This is a genomic window from Variovorax sp. Soil_C_26, assembly GCF_057657075.1.
This window is the reverse complement of record NZ_JBDGJC010000007.1, coordinates 162,160-175,414: the sequence shown is the minus strand read 5'-3', so window position 1 is coordinate 175,414 and position 13,255 is coordinate 162,160. Positions and strand designations below refer to the sequence as shown.

12 protein-coding genes are annotated in these 13,255 nt (G+C 68.1%); 8 read left to right on the top strand and 4 right to left on the bottom strand.

The window, feature by feature from the left end; genetic code table 11:
- Window positions 1-5: 5 nt before the first annotated feature.
- Window positions 6-992 (bottom strand): magnesium/cobalt transporter CorA, encoded by a 987-nt coding sequence (gene corA, locus AC3A6G_RS20430; protein ID WP_487861243.1) that lies wholly within the window; start codon window positions 990-992, stop codon window positions 6-8.
- A gap of 229 nt (window positions 993-1,221) precedes the next feature.
- Between corA and AC3A6G_RS20425 the strand changes: the two genes are divergently transcribed.
- The 4 genes from AC3A6G_RS20425 to hprK all read left to right on the top strand — a co-directional run bounded on the left by AC3A6G_RS20425 (window position 1,222) and on the right by hprK (window position 5,675).
- Window positions 1,222-3,339, top strand: a complete 2,118-nt coding sequence (locus tag AC3A6G_RS20425; protein WP_487874408.1) for an ATP-dependent helicase — start codon at window positions 1,222-1,224, stop codon at window positions 3,337-3,339.
- A 322-nt stretch (window positions 3,340-3,661) separates the two neighbouring features.
- Window positions 3,662-3,991, top strand: a complete 330-nt coding sequence (hpf, locus tag AC3A6G_RS20420; RefSeq protein ID WP_435438958.1) for a ribosome hibernation-promoting factor, HPF/YfiA family — start codon at window positions 3,662-3,664, stop codon at window positions 3,989-3,991.
- A gap of 179 nt (window positions 3,992-4,170) precedes the next feature.
- A complete protein-coding gene (locus tag AC3A6G_RS20415) occupies window positions 4,171-4,638 on the top strand; it encodes a PTS sugar transporter subunit IIA (protein WP_487861245.1) in 468 nt (155 codons plus the stop codon).
- 83 nt (window positions 4,639-4,721) lie between these two features.
- The gene (gene hprK, locus AC3A6G_RS20410; protein WP_487861246.1) at window positions 4,722-5,675 is read left to right on the top strand and encodes an HPr(Ser) kinase/phosphatase; all 954 of its coding nucleotides are present in this window, start codon (window positions 4,722-4,724) and stop codon (window positions 5,673-5,675) included.
- A 312-nt stretch (window positions 5,676-5,987) separates the two neighbouring features.
- Here the strand turns inward: hprK and fur are convergent, their stop codons facing one another.
- A complete protein-coding gene (gene fur / locus AC3A6G_RS20405; RefSeq protein WP_487874407.1) occupies window positions 5,988-6,407 on the bottom strand; it encodes a ferric iron uptake transcriptional regulator in 420 nt (139 codons plus the stop codon).
- An 89-nt stretch (window positions 6,408-6,496) separates the two neighbouring features.
- Between fur and AC3A6G_RS20400 the strand changes: the two genes are divergently transcribed.
- From AC3A6G_RS20400 to AC3A6G_RS20385, 4 genes are all read left to right on the top strand, one after another.
- Window positions 6,497-7,057, top strand: coding sequence for an outer membrane protein assembly factor BamE (locus AC3A6G_RS20400; protein ID WP_487861248.1), 561 nt, complete (start codon window positions 6,497-6,499; stop codon window positions 7,055-7,057).
- A 113-nt stretch (window positions 7,058-7,170) separates the two neighbouring features.
- Entirely contained in the window at window positions 7,171-8,007 is an 837-nt protein-coding gene (gene dapB / locus AC3A6G_RS20395) for a 4-hydroxy-tetrahydrodipicolinate reductase (protein ID WP_487861249.1), read from the top strand.
- 25 nt (window positions 8,008-8,032) lie between these two features.
- Window positions 8,033-8,740, top strand: a complete 708-nt coding sequence (locus tag AC3A6G_RS20390; protein ID WP_487874406.1) for a MotA/TolQ/ExbB proton channel family protein — start codon at window positions 8,033-8,035, stop codon at window positions 8,738-8,740.
- 13 nt (window positions 8,741-8,753) lie between these two features.
- Window positions 8,754-9,221 carry an ExbD/TolR family protein gene (locus AC3A6G_RS20385; protein WP_487874405.1) on the top strand — a complete coding sequence of 156 codons (468 nt, stop codon included), beginning with the start codon at window positions 8,754-8,756 and terminating at the stop codon, window positions 9,219-9,221.
- Between the two features lie 18 nt (window positions 9,222-9,239).
- Here AC3A6G_RS20385 and AC3A6G_RS20380 read toward each other — a convergent pair whose 3' ends face one another.
- Window positions 9,240-11,711, bottom strand: a complete 2,472-nt coding sequence (locus AC3A6G_RS20380; protein ID WP_487861252.1) for a glycogen/starch/alpha-glucan phosphorylase — start codon at window positions 11,709-11,711, stop codon at window positions 9,240-9,242.
- 63 nt (window positions 11,712-11,774) lie between these two features.
- Complete coding sequence (gene glgA / locus AC3A6G_RS20375) at window positions 11,775-13,247, bottom strand: glycogen synthase GlgA (protein WP_487861253.1); 1,473 nt, start codon at window positions 13,245-13,247, stop codon at window positions 11,775-11,777.
- Window positions 13,248-13,255 lie beyond the last annotated feature (8 nt).

Sequence of the window (13,255 nt, the reverse complement as noted above, 5' to 3'; positions counted from 1 at the left end):
AGGCCCTACTTGAGCCAGCCGCGGTGGCGGAAGTACCACATCGGCCCCAGCGCGCTCGCGGCCATCAGCGCGAGCGCATACGGGTAGCCGATCGCCCAGTCGAGCTCGGGCATGAACTTGAAGTTCATGCCGTAGATGCTCGCGATCAGCGTCGGCGGCAGCAATGCGACGCTCGCGACCGAGAAGATCTTGATGGTCTTGTTCTGGTTGATGTTGATGAAACCGACGGTCGCATCCATCAGGAAGTTGATCTTGTCGAACAGGAAGGCCGTGTGGTTGTCGAGCGATTCGATGTCCCGCATGATCTGCCGCGCTTCCTCGAACTGCTCGGCGTTGAGCATGCGGCTGCGCATCAAAAAGCTCACTGCGCGGCGCGTGTCCATCACGTTGCGGCGGATGCGGCCGTTCAGGTCTTCCTGGCGCGCGATGGCGCCGAGCACCTCGCCGGCCAGCTCGTCGCTGACGTTGCCTTCGAGCACCTTCTTGCCCGCGATCTCGAGCTCGTCGTAGATGTTCTCGAGCGTGTCGGCCGAGTATTCGGCGTCGGCGTCGAAGAGCTTGAGCAGTACTTCCTTCGCGTCCTCGATCAGGCCCGGCGCACGGCGCGCACGCATGCGCAGCAGGCGGAACACCGGCACGTCCTCGTCGTGGATCGAGAACAGCACGCCGCAGCTGCGGAGTTCGGTGTTGTGCTGGTTCAGGATGAAGGCCACGCGCACCGAGCGCGGATCCTCGTCGTCGTCGATCAGGAAGTCGGAGCGGATGTGCAGCTCGCCGTTGTCTTCCTCGTAGAAGCGCGCGGACTCCTCGATGTCCTCGTCCATCGCGTCTTCGGGAATCGAGAGGCCGTAGTACTGCTTGATCCAGCGCTTTTCCTCGAGCGTGGGCGACTCGAGGTCGACCCAGATGGGCTGGAACTTGGACAGCTCCTCGAGGGCCTCGATCTCTTCCTGGACAAGGCGGCCGTTGGCGAGCGTGAAGATATTGAGCATGGGCTCACTCCCTTGAAATGGCTGTGGCGGAGGGGCAGGGAAGGGGCGCTTTCAAATCCCGGCCCCGCGCCGGCGCTTCGCAGAAGGCGTCAGCAGGTGGGAGTTGAAAGCTGCAGAGACGGAGCGGTTTCCATGGTGCGGTCTCGGGTGGCAGCAAGGCCGCGATTATGTCATCGGCCCTGTGTCACGACGCGGGCGATCTGGATGGACATACAGTAGAGTTGCACCCATGCAGACCACTGCGCCTCCCGTCCTCCCCGCCACCGCCGCCACCCAGGCCGAGCGCCTCGCTGCCGCGCTGTCGGCCCTCAACGACGCGCAGCGCGCCGCGGTGGAGCACGGCGTCGGCGCCGTCGCGGGGCGCGACGACCGGCCGCTGCTGGTGATCGCCGGCGCCGGGTCCGGCAAGACCAGCACGCTCGCGCACCGGGTGGCGCGGTTGATCGCCGATGGGGTCGATCCGCAGCGCCTGCTGCTGCTGACCTTCTCGCGCCGTGCGGCGCAGGAAATGGAACGGCGCGCCGGGCAGGTGCTGGCGCGCGTGCTCGGCCTGCGTTCCGAAAAGCCACCCGCGCTGCCCTGGGCCGGCACCTTCCACGGCATCGGCGCGCGGCTGCTGCGCGAATATGCGGCCCACGTCGGCCTGGACGACCATTTCACGATCCACGACCGCGGCGATGCCGAGGACCTCATGGGCCTGGTGCGCCACGCGCTCGGCCTGTCGTCCACCGCCAACCGATTTCCGCGCAAGGGCACCTGCCTGTCGATCTACTCGCGCTGCGTCAACACGCGTGCGCCGATCGAGCGCGTGCTGGCCGAGGCCTTTCCCTGGTGCGCCGAGTGGGCGGCAGAGCTCAAGCGCCTGTTCGGTGCCTACGTCGAGGCCAAGCAGCAGCAGAACGTGCTCGACTACGACGACCTGCTGCTCTACTGGGCCGAGATGGTGGCCGAGCCCTCGCTCGCAGCGCTGATCGGCGCACGCTTCGACCATGTGCTGGTCGACGAGTACCAGGACACCAACTTGCTGCAGGCCTCGATCCTGCAGGCGCTCAAGCCCGACGGGCGCGGCGTGACCGTGGTGGGCGACGATGCGCAGTCGATCTACTCGTTCCGCGGCGCCACGGTGCGCAACATCCTCGACTTCCCGTCGCAGTTCTCGCAGGCCGCGCGCGTGGTCACGCTGGAGCGCAACTACCGCTCGACGCAGCCGATCCTCGACGTGTCGAACCGTGTCATCGCGCAGGCCGCCGAGCGGCATGCCAAGACGCTCTGGACCGACAAGCCCTCGGCCGGGCGGCCGCAGCTGGTGCTCGTGCCCGACGAGGCGCAGCAGGCGGTGTGGGTGGCCGACAAGGTGCTCGAACACCGCGAGGGCGGGCTCGCGCTCAAGTCGCAGGCGGTGCTGTTTCGCACCTCCACGCACAGCGCGGCACTCGAACTCGAGCTTGCGCGCCGCAACATTCCGTTCGTGAAGTACGGCGGCCTCAAGTTCCTCGAGGCCGGCCATGTGAAAGACCTGCTCGCGGTGCTGCGCTTCGCCGAGAACCCGCGCGGGCGCATGGCGGGCTTTCGCGTCACGCAGCTTATCCCGGGCATCGGGCCCGCCACGGGCGCCCGGCTGCTCGACGCGATGGAGGGCGCGGCCGATCCGGCGGCGGTGGTGCGCGGCTTCGTGCCGCCGGCCGCCGCGCGCGCCGAATGGGCCGTGTTCGCCGAGGCTTACGCGGCCCTGCGCGATCCGTGGCTGTCCTGGCCTGCCGACGTGGACCTGGCGGCGCGCTGGTACCTGCCGCATCTCGAGCGGCTCTATGACGACCCGTCCGGCGTGCGGCGCGCCGACATCGAGCAGCTGGCGCGGCTGGCGTCGGGTTACGGCTCGCGCGAACGCTTCCTGACCGAGCTCACGCTCGATCCGCCCGAGGCCACGAGCGACCGGCCCGGTCCGCCCCTGCTCGACGAGGACTACCTGATCCTGTCGACCATCCATTCGGCCAAGGGGCAGGAATGGAACTCGGTGCATGTGCTCAACGTCGTCGACGGCTGCCTGCCTGCCGATGTGGCGCAGGGCGCGCACGAACTCGAAGAGGAACGGCGGCTGCTCTACGTGGCCATGACCCGGGCCCGCGACCACCTGCACCTGCTGGTGCCGCAGCGCTTCTACGTCACGCAGCAGGCGGTGCGCGGCGATCGGCACCTCTACGCCAACCGAACGCGCTTCATCTCCGACCGCGATCTCGAAGGCTTCGAGCAGCAGACCTGGCCCCCGCCGCCGGTGCGCCCGCCCGCGGTGCCGCCGCCCGCGGCCGTGATCGACCTGCGCAACCGCATGCGAGCCGCCTGGCAGTGAGCGTCGCGGGGCTGGCGCGCTTTTGGCCCTTCGTGCGCAGGGGTCACTGAGCGCCCCCTCACAGCTTGAAACACGTGACCTGCCGATCGCCGCGGCGTTGGGGTGGCAGGCTTGGCAGCTATCCGATCCATAGCGGATTGGGCCACGGCCGGCGCCAGACCGCCACCCGGGCAACTCTGCTATTGCAATGGTGTGACAGCTTCGGCATAGTGAATCGACCTTCTTCTCTTTCCCGACTCCCGCACCTAACTCATTTCCGTCGGTCACGCTTCATTCCGCAGCGTGGCCATTTTCCCAACCGTCAATTCTCAGGAGGTCTTTCATGAATTTGACGATCAGCGGTCATCACCTCGACGTCACGCCTGCCTTGCGCACCTACGTCACCAGCAAGCTGGACCGGATCACGCGGCACTTCGACCAGGTGGTCGACGTGAAGGTGATCCTCACGGTGGAAAAGCAGAAGGAAAAGGAACGCCGCCAACGGGCGGAGTGCAACATTCACGTCAAGGGCAGTGACATGTTCGCGGAGTCGAGCCATGCTGATCTCTATGCGGCCGTCGATGATCTGGTCGACAAGCTCGACCGCCAGGTCGTGCGCCACAAGGACCGGTTGCAGGACCACCATCACGCTGCGCCCAAGCGCCTGATGTAGTCCTGCGCAAACGGGCCCGCGGCCCGTGTCGCCGAGCCGCCTCCGGGCGGCTTTTTGCTGTCGGCTTGAAGGGATTCTTTACACAATCCGCGCCCACTTTCGACGATTTGTAGGAAGAAAGTAACCAGGGGGACTGGGGGTTTTCACCGAGCGGGTGCATAATCGCCCCCGCTCCCACTATGAACCGACTCGCGTCCATCCTGCCGCCCGCTCAAGTGCTCGTGAGCGTCGACGCCACCAGCAAGAAACGTGCTTTCGAGGAAGCCGGCTTGCTGTTCGAGGGCCTTCATGGCCTGGGCCGCGCGCTCATCACCGACAGCCTCTTCGCGCGTGAACGCCTCGGTTCCACGGGCCTGGGGCATGGCGTCGCGATCCCGCACGGGCGCATCAAGGGCCTCAAGGCGCCCATGGCCGCGGTGTTCCAGCTGGCGAATCCGATCGGTTTCGACGCACCCGACGAGCAACCCGTCGGGCTGCTGATCTTCCTGCTGGTGCCCGAGGCCGCGACCCAGAAGCACCTCGAGATCCTCTCCGAGATTGCCGAACTGCTCAGCGACGCGTCGCTGCGCGAGCGGATCAAGTCGAGCACCGACGCAGCCGAGCTGCACGGGCTCATTGCCAGCTGGCAGTCGACGCAAGTCGCGTGAGCCGCGCCGGCCCGCCCGGTCGGTTCCTTGGTATTCTGGCCGGCCCCCCACCGCAGCGCCGATGAGCGCCTTGCCCTGAACGCATGAAGCCCACCGTCATCAGCGCCGACGCCATGTTCGAGGAGTTCCGTGGCTCGCTCCGCTGGGAATGGCTCGCCGGCCTCGGCGCCTCGGAGCGCCAGTTCGACCCCGACGTCATCAGCCGCGCCCAGTCGGCGGCAGACCTGGTCGGCTACCTCAACTACATCCATCCCTACCGCGTGCAGATCCTCGGTGCGCGCGAGGTCGCCTATCTCACGCGCGGCAGCCAGGAAGACTGCGCCCGGCGCATCGCCCGCATCGTCACGCTGGAGCCGCCGATGCTGGTGCTGGCCGACGGCCAGGCCGCGCCCGACGAGCTGCTGTCGATCTGCGAGCGCGCACAGCTGCCGCTGTTCGCCACGCGCGAGTCCTCGGCCTTCGTGATCGACCTGCTGCGCGCCTACCTGTCGAAGCACTTCGCCGAACGCACCTCGATGCACGGTGTGTTCATGGACATTCTCGGCATGGGCGTCATGATCACCGGCGAATCGGGGCTCGGCAAAAGCGAACTCGGGCTCGAACTGATCTCGCGCGGCAACGGCCTCGTGGCCGACGACGCCGTCGACCTCTACCGCATCAACCAGAACACCATCGAGGGGCGCTGCCCCGACCTGCTGCAGAACCTGCTCGAGGTGCGCGGCATCGGCCTGCTCGACATCCGCGCGATCTTCGGCGAGACCGCGGTGCGGCGGAAGATGCGGCTCAAGCTCATCGTGCACCTGGTACGGCGCGACAGCTTCGAGCGCGACTACGAACGCATGCCCTCGGCCCCGCTCACGCAGGACGTGCTCGGCATTCCGGTGCGCAAGGTCATCATCCAGGTGGTGGCCGGGCGCAACATCGCGGTGCTGGTGGAGGCCGCGGTACGCAATTCGATCCTGCAGCTGCGCGGCATCGACACCTACGCCGATTTCGTCGCCCGCCACCACAAGGCCATGGAAGCCGGCCAGGACTGATCCGCTTCGCGAAAGACACAGCAGCGCAGTCCAGGAACACCGCGGAACCGGCTTTGCCGGGCCGCTGGTGTTGCCCCCTTGAGGGGGAGGCGGCTACACGAAGTGAGCCGCTTCGGGGGTGGGTCAAGAACATCGCGGAACCGGCTTTGCCGGGCCGCTGGTGTTGCCCCCTTGAGGGGGAGGCGGCTACACGAAGTGAGCCGCTTCGGGGGTGGGCCAGGAACACCGCGGAACCGGCTCCGCCGGGCCGCTGGTGTTGCCCCCTTGAGGGGGAGTCGAGCTACACGAAGTGAGCGAGGGACGGGGGTGGGCTCATCTCCTGCTGGCGCAGTCGCCGCACAGGCCGTAGAGGGACATCGCGTGGTCTTGCAGGATCCAGCCCTTGTCCTTCGAGATCATCTGCTGGCGGCGCTCGATCTCGGCGTCGTAGAACTCCTCGACCTTGCCGCAGGAGGTGCAGATCAGGTGGTCGTGGTGCGTGCCCTCGTTGAGCTCGTACACGGCCTTGCCGCTTTCGAAGTGGCTGCGCTCGAGGATGCCGGCCTGCTCGAACTGCGTCAGCACGCGGTAGACGGTGGCCAGGCCGATGTCGGAGTGCTCGTTCAGGAGCACCCGAAACACGTCTTCGGCCGTCATGTGGCGCTGGCTCCCGGTCTGGAAGATCTCGAGGATCTTCAGTCGCGGCAGTGTGGCCTTGAGGCCGGTATTCTTGAGTTCGTCGATGTTGGCCATGATGGATTCCTGCGCCTGGGCGGCGGGACGGCCCCGAGGGGGCTGCCGCTACAATGGCCGATCATATCGCTACCCCTCTTTTCTCTCCCATGCCTGCCATCCTTCCACGCCGTTTCTGGCTGCTGGCCGCGGCCGTCGCAGCGACGTTCAGCCTCAGCGCCTGCAGCGGCTTCAGCGAGCGCACGCGGGGTGCGCTCGCATCCATCACGCCCTACAAGGTCGAGGTGGTCCAGGGCAATTTCGTTTCGAAGCAGCAAGTCGAGGCCCTCAAGCCCGGCATGTCTCGCCAGCAGGTGCGTGAAATCCTCGGCACGCCGCTGCTGACGGACGTCTTCCACACCAACCGCTGGGACTACGTCTTCACGATTCGCCGCCAGGGCGTCGATCCGCAGGAACGCCGGCTGACCGTGTTCTTCAACGGCGAGGTGCTCGACCGCTTCGAGGGCGATCCGATGCCCAGCGAGGAAGAATTCGTCGCCACGCTCGACACGCGCAAGAAGAGCAGCAAGGTTCCGCAGCTCGAGGCCACGGAAGAAGAACTGAAGAAATTCGCGCCGAAGCCCGACGAGAAAAAGGCCGATGCCGGCGCCGCGGCCGCGAACCTGCCGCCGCTGCCCGCCGCCTATCCTCCGCTCGAAGCGTCGCGCTGACAAAGAAGGTGCGACGGAAGCTGCTGCTGCGCGACAGGCGCCCGCGACGGTTTCCCTCACACCTTCCGGGCGGGCCTGCCGTTCCCATGCCAAGTTCAAAAGGCTGAATCCGCGTGACTGAATCCATTTCCACCTCCTCTTCCCCGGCCCTGCGCCGCGTCGCGATCGCCGGCGCCTCGGGCCGCATGGGCCGCATGCTCGTCGAAGCCGTGCGCGAGGCGCACGACTGCCGGCTGGCCGGCGCGCTCGACATGGCCGGCAGCGAGGCGATCGGCGCCGATGCGGCGGCCTTCCTCGGCTTCACGAGCGGCGTGCCCATCGTGTCCGACCTGCGCACCGGCCTGCAGGATGCGCAGGTGCTGATCGACTTCACGCGTCCCGAAGGCACGCTCGCGCACCTCGAGATCTGCCGCGAGCTGGGCGTGCAGGCCGTGATCGGCACCACCGGCTTCAGCGACGCGCAGAAGGCCGAGATCGCCGAGATCGCGAAGGACGTTGCGATCATGCTGGCCCCCAACATGAGCGTGGGCGTCAATGTCACGTTCAAGCTGCTCGAGATGGCGGCCAAGGCGCTCGCGACCGGCTACGACATCGAGATCATCGAGGCCCACCACCGCCACAAGGTCGATGCGCCGTCGGGCACCGCGCTCAAGATGGGCGAGGTCATCGCCGACGCGCTCGGCCGCGACCTGAAGGAGTGCGCCGTCTATGCCCGCGAAGGCATCACGGGCGAGCGCGACCCGTCGACGATCGGCTTCTCGGCCATCCGCGGCGGCGACATCGTGGGCGACCACACGGTGCTCTTCGCGGGCACCGGAGAGCGCATCGAGATCACGCACAAATCCGCGAGCCGCTCGACCTATGCGCAGGGTGCGCTGCGCGCGGTGCGCTTCCTCGCGGGGCAGAAGGCGGGGCTGTTCGACATGTTCGACGTGCTCGGGCTTCGCTGAAAAAAACCAATAAAAAGGCCGTCCGATGAGCGTCCTCGAGCTGCTGACCCAGGGTGACGGCGTCAGCCGCTCGGTGGCGGCGCTGCTGCTCGCGATGTCGATCGCGAGCTGGGTGGTGATCCTCTGGAAGGCCTGGCTGCTGCGCGGTGGCACGCGCGACGTGTTGCGCGGCATCGCGGCCTTCTGGCAGTCCACCACGCTGGCGGACGCCGAGCAGAAGCTGCGCGCCTTCGATCGTGCCGCGCTCGTGGGGCCGGCCGTCGAGGCCTTGCGCACCATGGCGGCCGATGCGGCCGATGCGGCCGGCGGCACGCTCGGCGCGACCGTGGGCGACCGCAACCAGCGGCTCACGCGCGCTTTGCGCGGCGCGCTGCACGGCGCGCTCCGGCGCCTGCAGTCGGGCCAGATCCTGCTCGCCACCGTCGGCGCCACGGCGCCGTTCGTGGGGCTGCTCGGCACCGTCTGGGGCATCTACGGCGCGCTCTCGGGCATCGCGGGCCAGGCGGGCGGCTTCACCATCGACAAGGTGGCCGGGCCGGTCGGTGAGGCGCTGGTCATGACGGCCTTCGGCCTCGCGGTGGCGATACCGGCCGTGCTGGCCTACAACGTGTTCGGCCGCGTCATCGGCCGCATCGAAGCCGAGCTCGAGGGCTTCGCGCACGACCTGCTCGGCAGCTTCGGCAGCCCGCCGGCATCCGCCGCGCCGCCGCCCGCCCGGCCGATGCCGGTCTAGGAGCGTTCGCAGCATGGCCTTCGGTCGCACTTCGCTCGGCAGCAGCGCCGCCCGCGGCGGGCGTGCCACGGGCGCCGGCGGGCAGCGCCCGCTGTCCGACATCAACGTGACGCCGCTGGTCGACGTGATGCTGGTGCTGCTGGTGATCTTCATCATCACCGCGCCGCTGATGGCGAGCTCGATCAAGCTCGACCTGCCGCAGACCGATGCCGGCCAGCCGAACGACACGCCGAAGTTCGTCGGCGTCTCGGTCGATGCCGCGGGCAAGGTCTTCTTCAACGACCGGCCGGTCACCGACGAACAACTGGCCGAGCGGCTGCAGCAGGCCGCGGCCGACAGCAAGGACACCGAGGTCCAGCTGCGCGCCGACCAGACCGTGCCCTACGGCCGGGTGGTAGCGCTGATGGGCATCGCCAACAAGGCGGGCCTGAGCCGCATCGGCTTCGTGACCGAGGCCGACGCGGCCGCGCAGCCGCGCTGACCCCGCCCGCGGCAACACTCAGTCGAGCACCACTGGCTTCGTCCGCCAGATCTCGTGCGCGTACTGCGCGATCGTGCGGTCCGACGAGAACGCGCCCATGCCCGCGACGTTGAGGATCGTCATGCGCGTCCAGGCCTCGGCGTCGAGGTAGAGCGCGTCGACCTCGGCCTGCTTGGCGACGTAGCTCGCATAGTCGGCCAGCAGCAGGTAGTGGTCGCCCCAGTTCACCAGCGCGTCGTAGATACCCTGGTAGCGCGAGGGCTCGCCGGGGGAGAACGCGCCGTCGCGGATCGCATCGAGCACGCGCAGGAGCTCGGGGTCGTTCTCGTAGATCTCGCGCGGCTGGTAGCCGTGCGCACGGATGTCGGCCACTTCGGGCGTGGTGTTGCCGAAGATGAAGATGTTCTCCGCACCCACGTTGTCGCGCATCTCCACGTTGGCGCCGTCGAGCGTGCCGATGGTGAGCGCGCCGTTGAGCGCGAACTTCATGTTGCCGGTGCCCGAGGCCTCGGTGCCGGCGGTCGAGATCTGCTCCGACAGGTCGGCCGCGGGCATGATGATCTCGGCCAGGCTCACGCTGTAGTTGGGCAGGAACACCACCTTCAGCAGCTTGCCGACGCGCGCATCGTTGTTGACCGTGTGCGCCACGTCGTTGATCAGCCGGATCACGAGCTTGGCCACCTGGTAGGCCGAGGCCGCCTTGCCGGCGAACACCACCACGCGCGGCACGATGTCGAGCGGGCGGCCGGCCTCGTGCGCATCGAGGATGCGGTGGTAGCGCGTGATCACGTGCAGCACGTTGAGCAGTTGCCGCTTGTACTCGTGGATGCGCTTGACCTGCACGTCGAACATCGCATCGGTGTCGAGCACGATGCCCATGTTCTGCTCGACCCAGTTGGCCAGGCGCAGCTTGTTCTCGCGCTTGGCGTGCCGGAACGCGCGTGCGAACGCGGGTTGCGTGGCCATCGGCCGGAGCGCCTCGAGCTGCGACAGGTCGCGCCGCCAGCCCTTGCCCAGGCGCTGGTCGAGCAGGCTCGCGAGCGGCGGATTGGCCTGCGCGAGCCAGCGCCGCGGCGTGACGCCGTTGGTCTTGTTGTTGAAGCGCTCGGGAAAGATCCGCGCGAAGTCCGCGAAGATCGACTGCTTCATCAGCTCGGAGTGCAGCCCCGAGACGCCGTTGATCGAATGGCTCGCGAGCACCGCCACGTAGGCCATGCGCACGCGGCGCTCGCCGGTCTCGTCGACGAGCGAGAGCCGGCGCAGCAGCTCGACGTCATCGCCGGCCTTCTGCGTCACCGTGGCGAGGAACCGCGCGTTCATGTCGTAGATGATCTGCAGGTGGCGCGGCAGGATGCGCCCGAGCATCTCGACCGGCCAGGTCTCGAGCGCCTCGTGCATCAGCGTGTGGTTGGTGTAGCTGAAGACCTTCTGGGTCTGGGTCCAGGCCTCGTCCCACGACAGGCCGTGCTCGTCGAGCAGCAGCCGCATGAGCTCGGGCACCGCGAGCACCGGGTGTGTGTCGTTGAGGTGGATGCTGACCTTTTCACCAAGCGCGTCGAAGTTGTCGTGGGTGCGCAGGTAGCGCCGCAGCAGGTCTTGCACGCTCGCGCTGCAGAAGAAGTACTCCTGGTGCAGCCGAAGCTCGCGGCCCGAGGGCGTGGAGTCATCGGGGTACAGAACGCGCGACACGTTTTCGGAATGGTTCTTGCTCTCGACCGCTTGCATGTAGTTGCCGCGGTTGAAGGCCGAAAGGTCGATCTCCTCGGTGGCGCGCGCCGACCACAGGCGCAGCGTGTTGGTCGCCTGCGTGCCGTAGCCCGGAATGATGGTGTCGTAGGCGACCGCGAGCACGTCGTGGGTGTCGACCCATTCGGCACCGCCGGCACCGTCGCGCTTCTGCACATGGCCACCGAAGCGCACGCGGTAGTTCACCTCGGGCCGCTGGAACTCCCAGGGGTTGCCGCGCGTGAGCCAGTAGTCGGGCGTCTCGACCTGCTTGCCGTCGACGATGCGCTGGCGGAACATGCCGTATTCGTAGCGGATGCCGTAGCCCATGCCGGGCACGCCGAGGGTCGCCATCGAATCGAGGAAGCAGGCCGCGAGCCGGCCCAGGCCGCCGTTGCCGAGGGCCGCGTCGGGCTCGCGCTCGGCGAGCTGCGCCATGTCGACGCCGAAGTCGGCCAGTGCATCGCGCACCGTGTCGTGCAGGTCGACCGCCAGCAGTGCGTTGGTGAAGGTCCGCCCGATGAGGAACTCCATCGAGAGGTAGTACACGCGCTTGAGGTCCTGCGCGTAGTTCGCGCGCGTGGTGGCCATCCAGCGTTCGACCAGCTGGTCGCGCACGGCGAGTGCGGTGGCGTGCAGCCAGTCGTCCTGGCTCGCCGCGACGGGGTCCTTGCCGACGGCATAGATCAGCTTGTTCGCGAGCGCACGTTTGAACGCGGCAACGTCGCGGTCGGGATGGTCGTAGGCGAAGTCTTTGATCGTCATGGGCGTCTTGGGTGTCCGTGGTTTCGTGTTGTTCTCCCTGAGTCGAGGCATGTGGTTGGAGCGCTATTCCATTGCCTTCTGGTAGACGTCGATGTAGCGGGCCGCCGCGGCGGCCCAGTCGGCGGGCCTGCGCATCGCATTGCCGCGCACGCGCCGCCAGTCGGGTGCGCGCCGGTAGAGGGCGAACGCGCGGCGAAGCGCACGATGGTAGTCGCCCGCCTCGAAGCGCTCGAAAACGAAGCCCGTGGCGTCGCCGCTGGCCAGGTCCTCGAGCGTGCAATCGACGACCGTATCGGCCAGGCCGCCGACGCGGTGCACCAGCGGCAGGCTGCCGTAGCGCAGGCCGTACATCTGGGTCAGGCCGCAGGGCTCGTAGAGCGAGGGCACCAACGTCACGTCGCCGGCGCCGAAGAGCTGGTGCGCGAGCGTCTCGTCGTAGCCGATCGTGACACTCACGGCCTGCGGAGCCGCCGCCGCGCGTGCGCGGAAAGCCTCTTCGAGCCAGGCCTCGCCGCTGCCGAGCAGCGCGAGCTGGCCGCCCTCGGCCAAGAGCGCGTCGAGGCCCTCGAGCACGAGGTGCAGGCCCTTCTGCTCTGTGAGCCGGCTCACCAGGATGAAGAGCGGCGCATCGCTGCGCTGCGCGAGCCCCAACTGATGCTGCAGCACCGCCTTGCAGCGCGCCTTGCCGGCCATGTGCCGGCCTTCGGGCGTGTGGAAACCCTGCACCAGCGCGGCATCGTGCGCGGGATTCCAGACCTTCTCGTCGACTGCATTGAGGATGCCGTCGAGCACGTTGCTGCGCCGGCGCAGCAGGCCGTCGAGGCCGCAGCCCTGTTCGGGCGTCTGGATCTCGCGCGCATAGGTGGGGCTCACGGTCGTGAGGCGGTCGGCGAAATGAAGCCCGCCCTTCATGAACGAGAGCTGGCCGTGGTATTCGAGCCCGTCGAAATGGAAGGCGGCCGCGGGCAGGCCGAGCTCGCCGAAATCCGCGGCCGGAAAGAGCCCCTGGTAGGCGAGGTTGTGCACCGTGAACACGCTGCCCACGCGCGGCCCGCCGTCACTGCGCGCAAAGGCCATGTAGGCGGGCGCCAGGCCGGCGTGCCAGTCGTGCGCATGCACCACTTCGGGCCGCCATGCAGCATCGAGACCGTGCGCGAGCCGGGCCGCCGCCCAGCCCAGCAGCGCAAAGCGCCGGTGGTTGTCGGCATACGGCCGGCGCGACGGGTCTTCGTAGGGATTGCCGGGCCGGTCGTACAGCGCGGGCGCATCGACCACGTAGGCCGGGATCGACGCCCCCGCATCGGCTGCGGCGATCTCGCCGGCGAGCAGCATGCAGCGCTCGCCCCAGGGCGCCGCGAACTCGGCCACGGGCGCGAGGCCGCGCACGCCGGCGCGGATCGCCGGAAAGCCCGGCAGCAGCACGCGCGCGTCCTGTGCCGCGGCCCTCAGCGCGACCGGCAGCGCGCCCGCCACGTCGGCGAGGCCACCGGTCTTGAGCAGGGGATAGAACTCGGCGCTGACCTGGAGAATACGCATTCTGCGGA

What these genes read in the sequence shown, in the direction of transcription:
- AC3A6G_RS20385 (WP_487874405.1), top strand. Translation starts at nt 8,754, where the DNA reads ATGGCCTTCGGTCGCACTTCGCTCGGCAGCAGCGCCGCCCGCGGCGGG.
- AC3A6G_RS20425 (WP_487874408.1), top strand. Translation starts at nt 1,222, where the DNA reads ATGCAGACCACTGCGCCTCCCGTCCTCCCCGCCACCGCCGCCACCCAG.
- AC3A6G_RS20400 (WP_487861248.1), top strand. Translation starts at nt 6,497, where the DNA reads ATGCCTGCCATCCTTCCACGCCGTTTCTGGCTGCTGGCCGCGGCCGTC.
- AC3A6G_RS20390 (WP_487874406.1), top strand. Translation starts at nt 8,033, where the DNA reads ATGAGCGTCCTCGAGCTGCTGACCCAGGGTGACGGCGTCAGCCGCTCG.
- corA (WP_487861243.1), bottom strand. Translation starts at nt 992, where the DNA reads ATGCTCAATATCTTCACGCTCGCCAACGGCCGCCTTGTCCAGGAAGAG.
- AC3A6G_RS20415 (WP_487861245.1), top strand. Translation starts at nt 4,171, where the DNA reads ATGAACCGACTCGCGTCCATCCTGCCGCCCGCTCAAGTGCTCGTGAGC.
- hpf (WP_435438958.1), top strand. Translation starts at nt 3,662, where the DNA reads ATGAATTTGACGATCAGCGGTCATCACCTCGACGTCACGCCTGCCTTG.
- AC3A6G_RS20380 (WP_487861252.1), bottom strand. Translation starts at nt 11,711, where the DNA reads ATGACGATCAAAGACTTCGCCTACGACCATCCCGACCGCGACGTTGCC.
- hprK (WP_487861246.1), top strand. Translation starts at nt 4,722, where the DNA reads ATGAAGCCCACCGTCATCAGCGCCGACGCCATGTTCGAGGAGTTCCGT.
- glgA (WP_487861253.1), bottom strand. Translation starts at nt 13,247, where the DNA reads ATGCGTATTCTCCAGGTCAGCGCCGAGTTCTATCCCCTGCTCAAGACC.
- fur (WP_487874407.1), bottom strand. Translation starts at nt 6,407, where the DNA reads ATGGCCAACATCGACGAACTCAAGAATACCGGCCTCAAGGCCACACTG.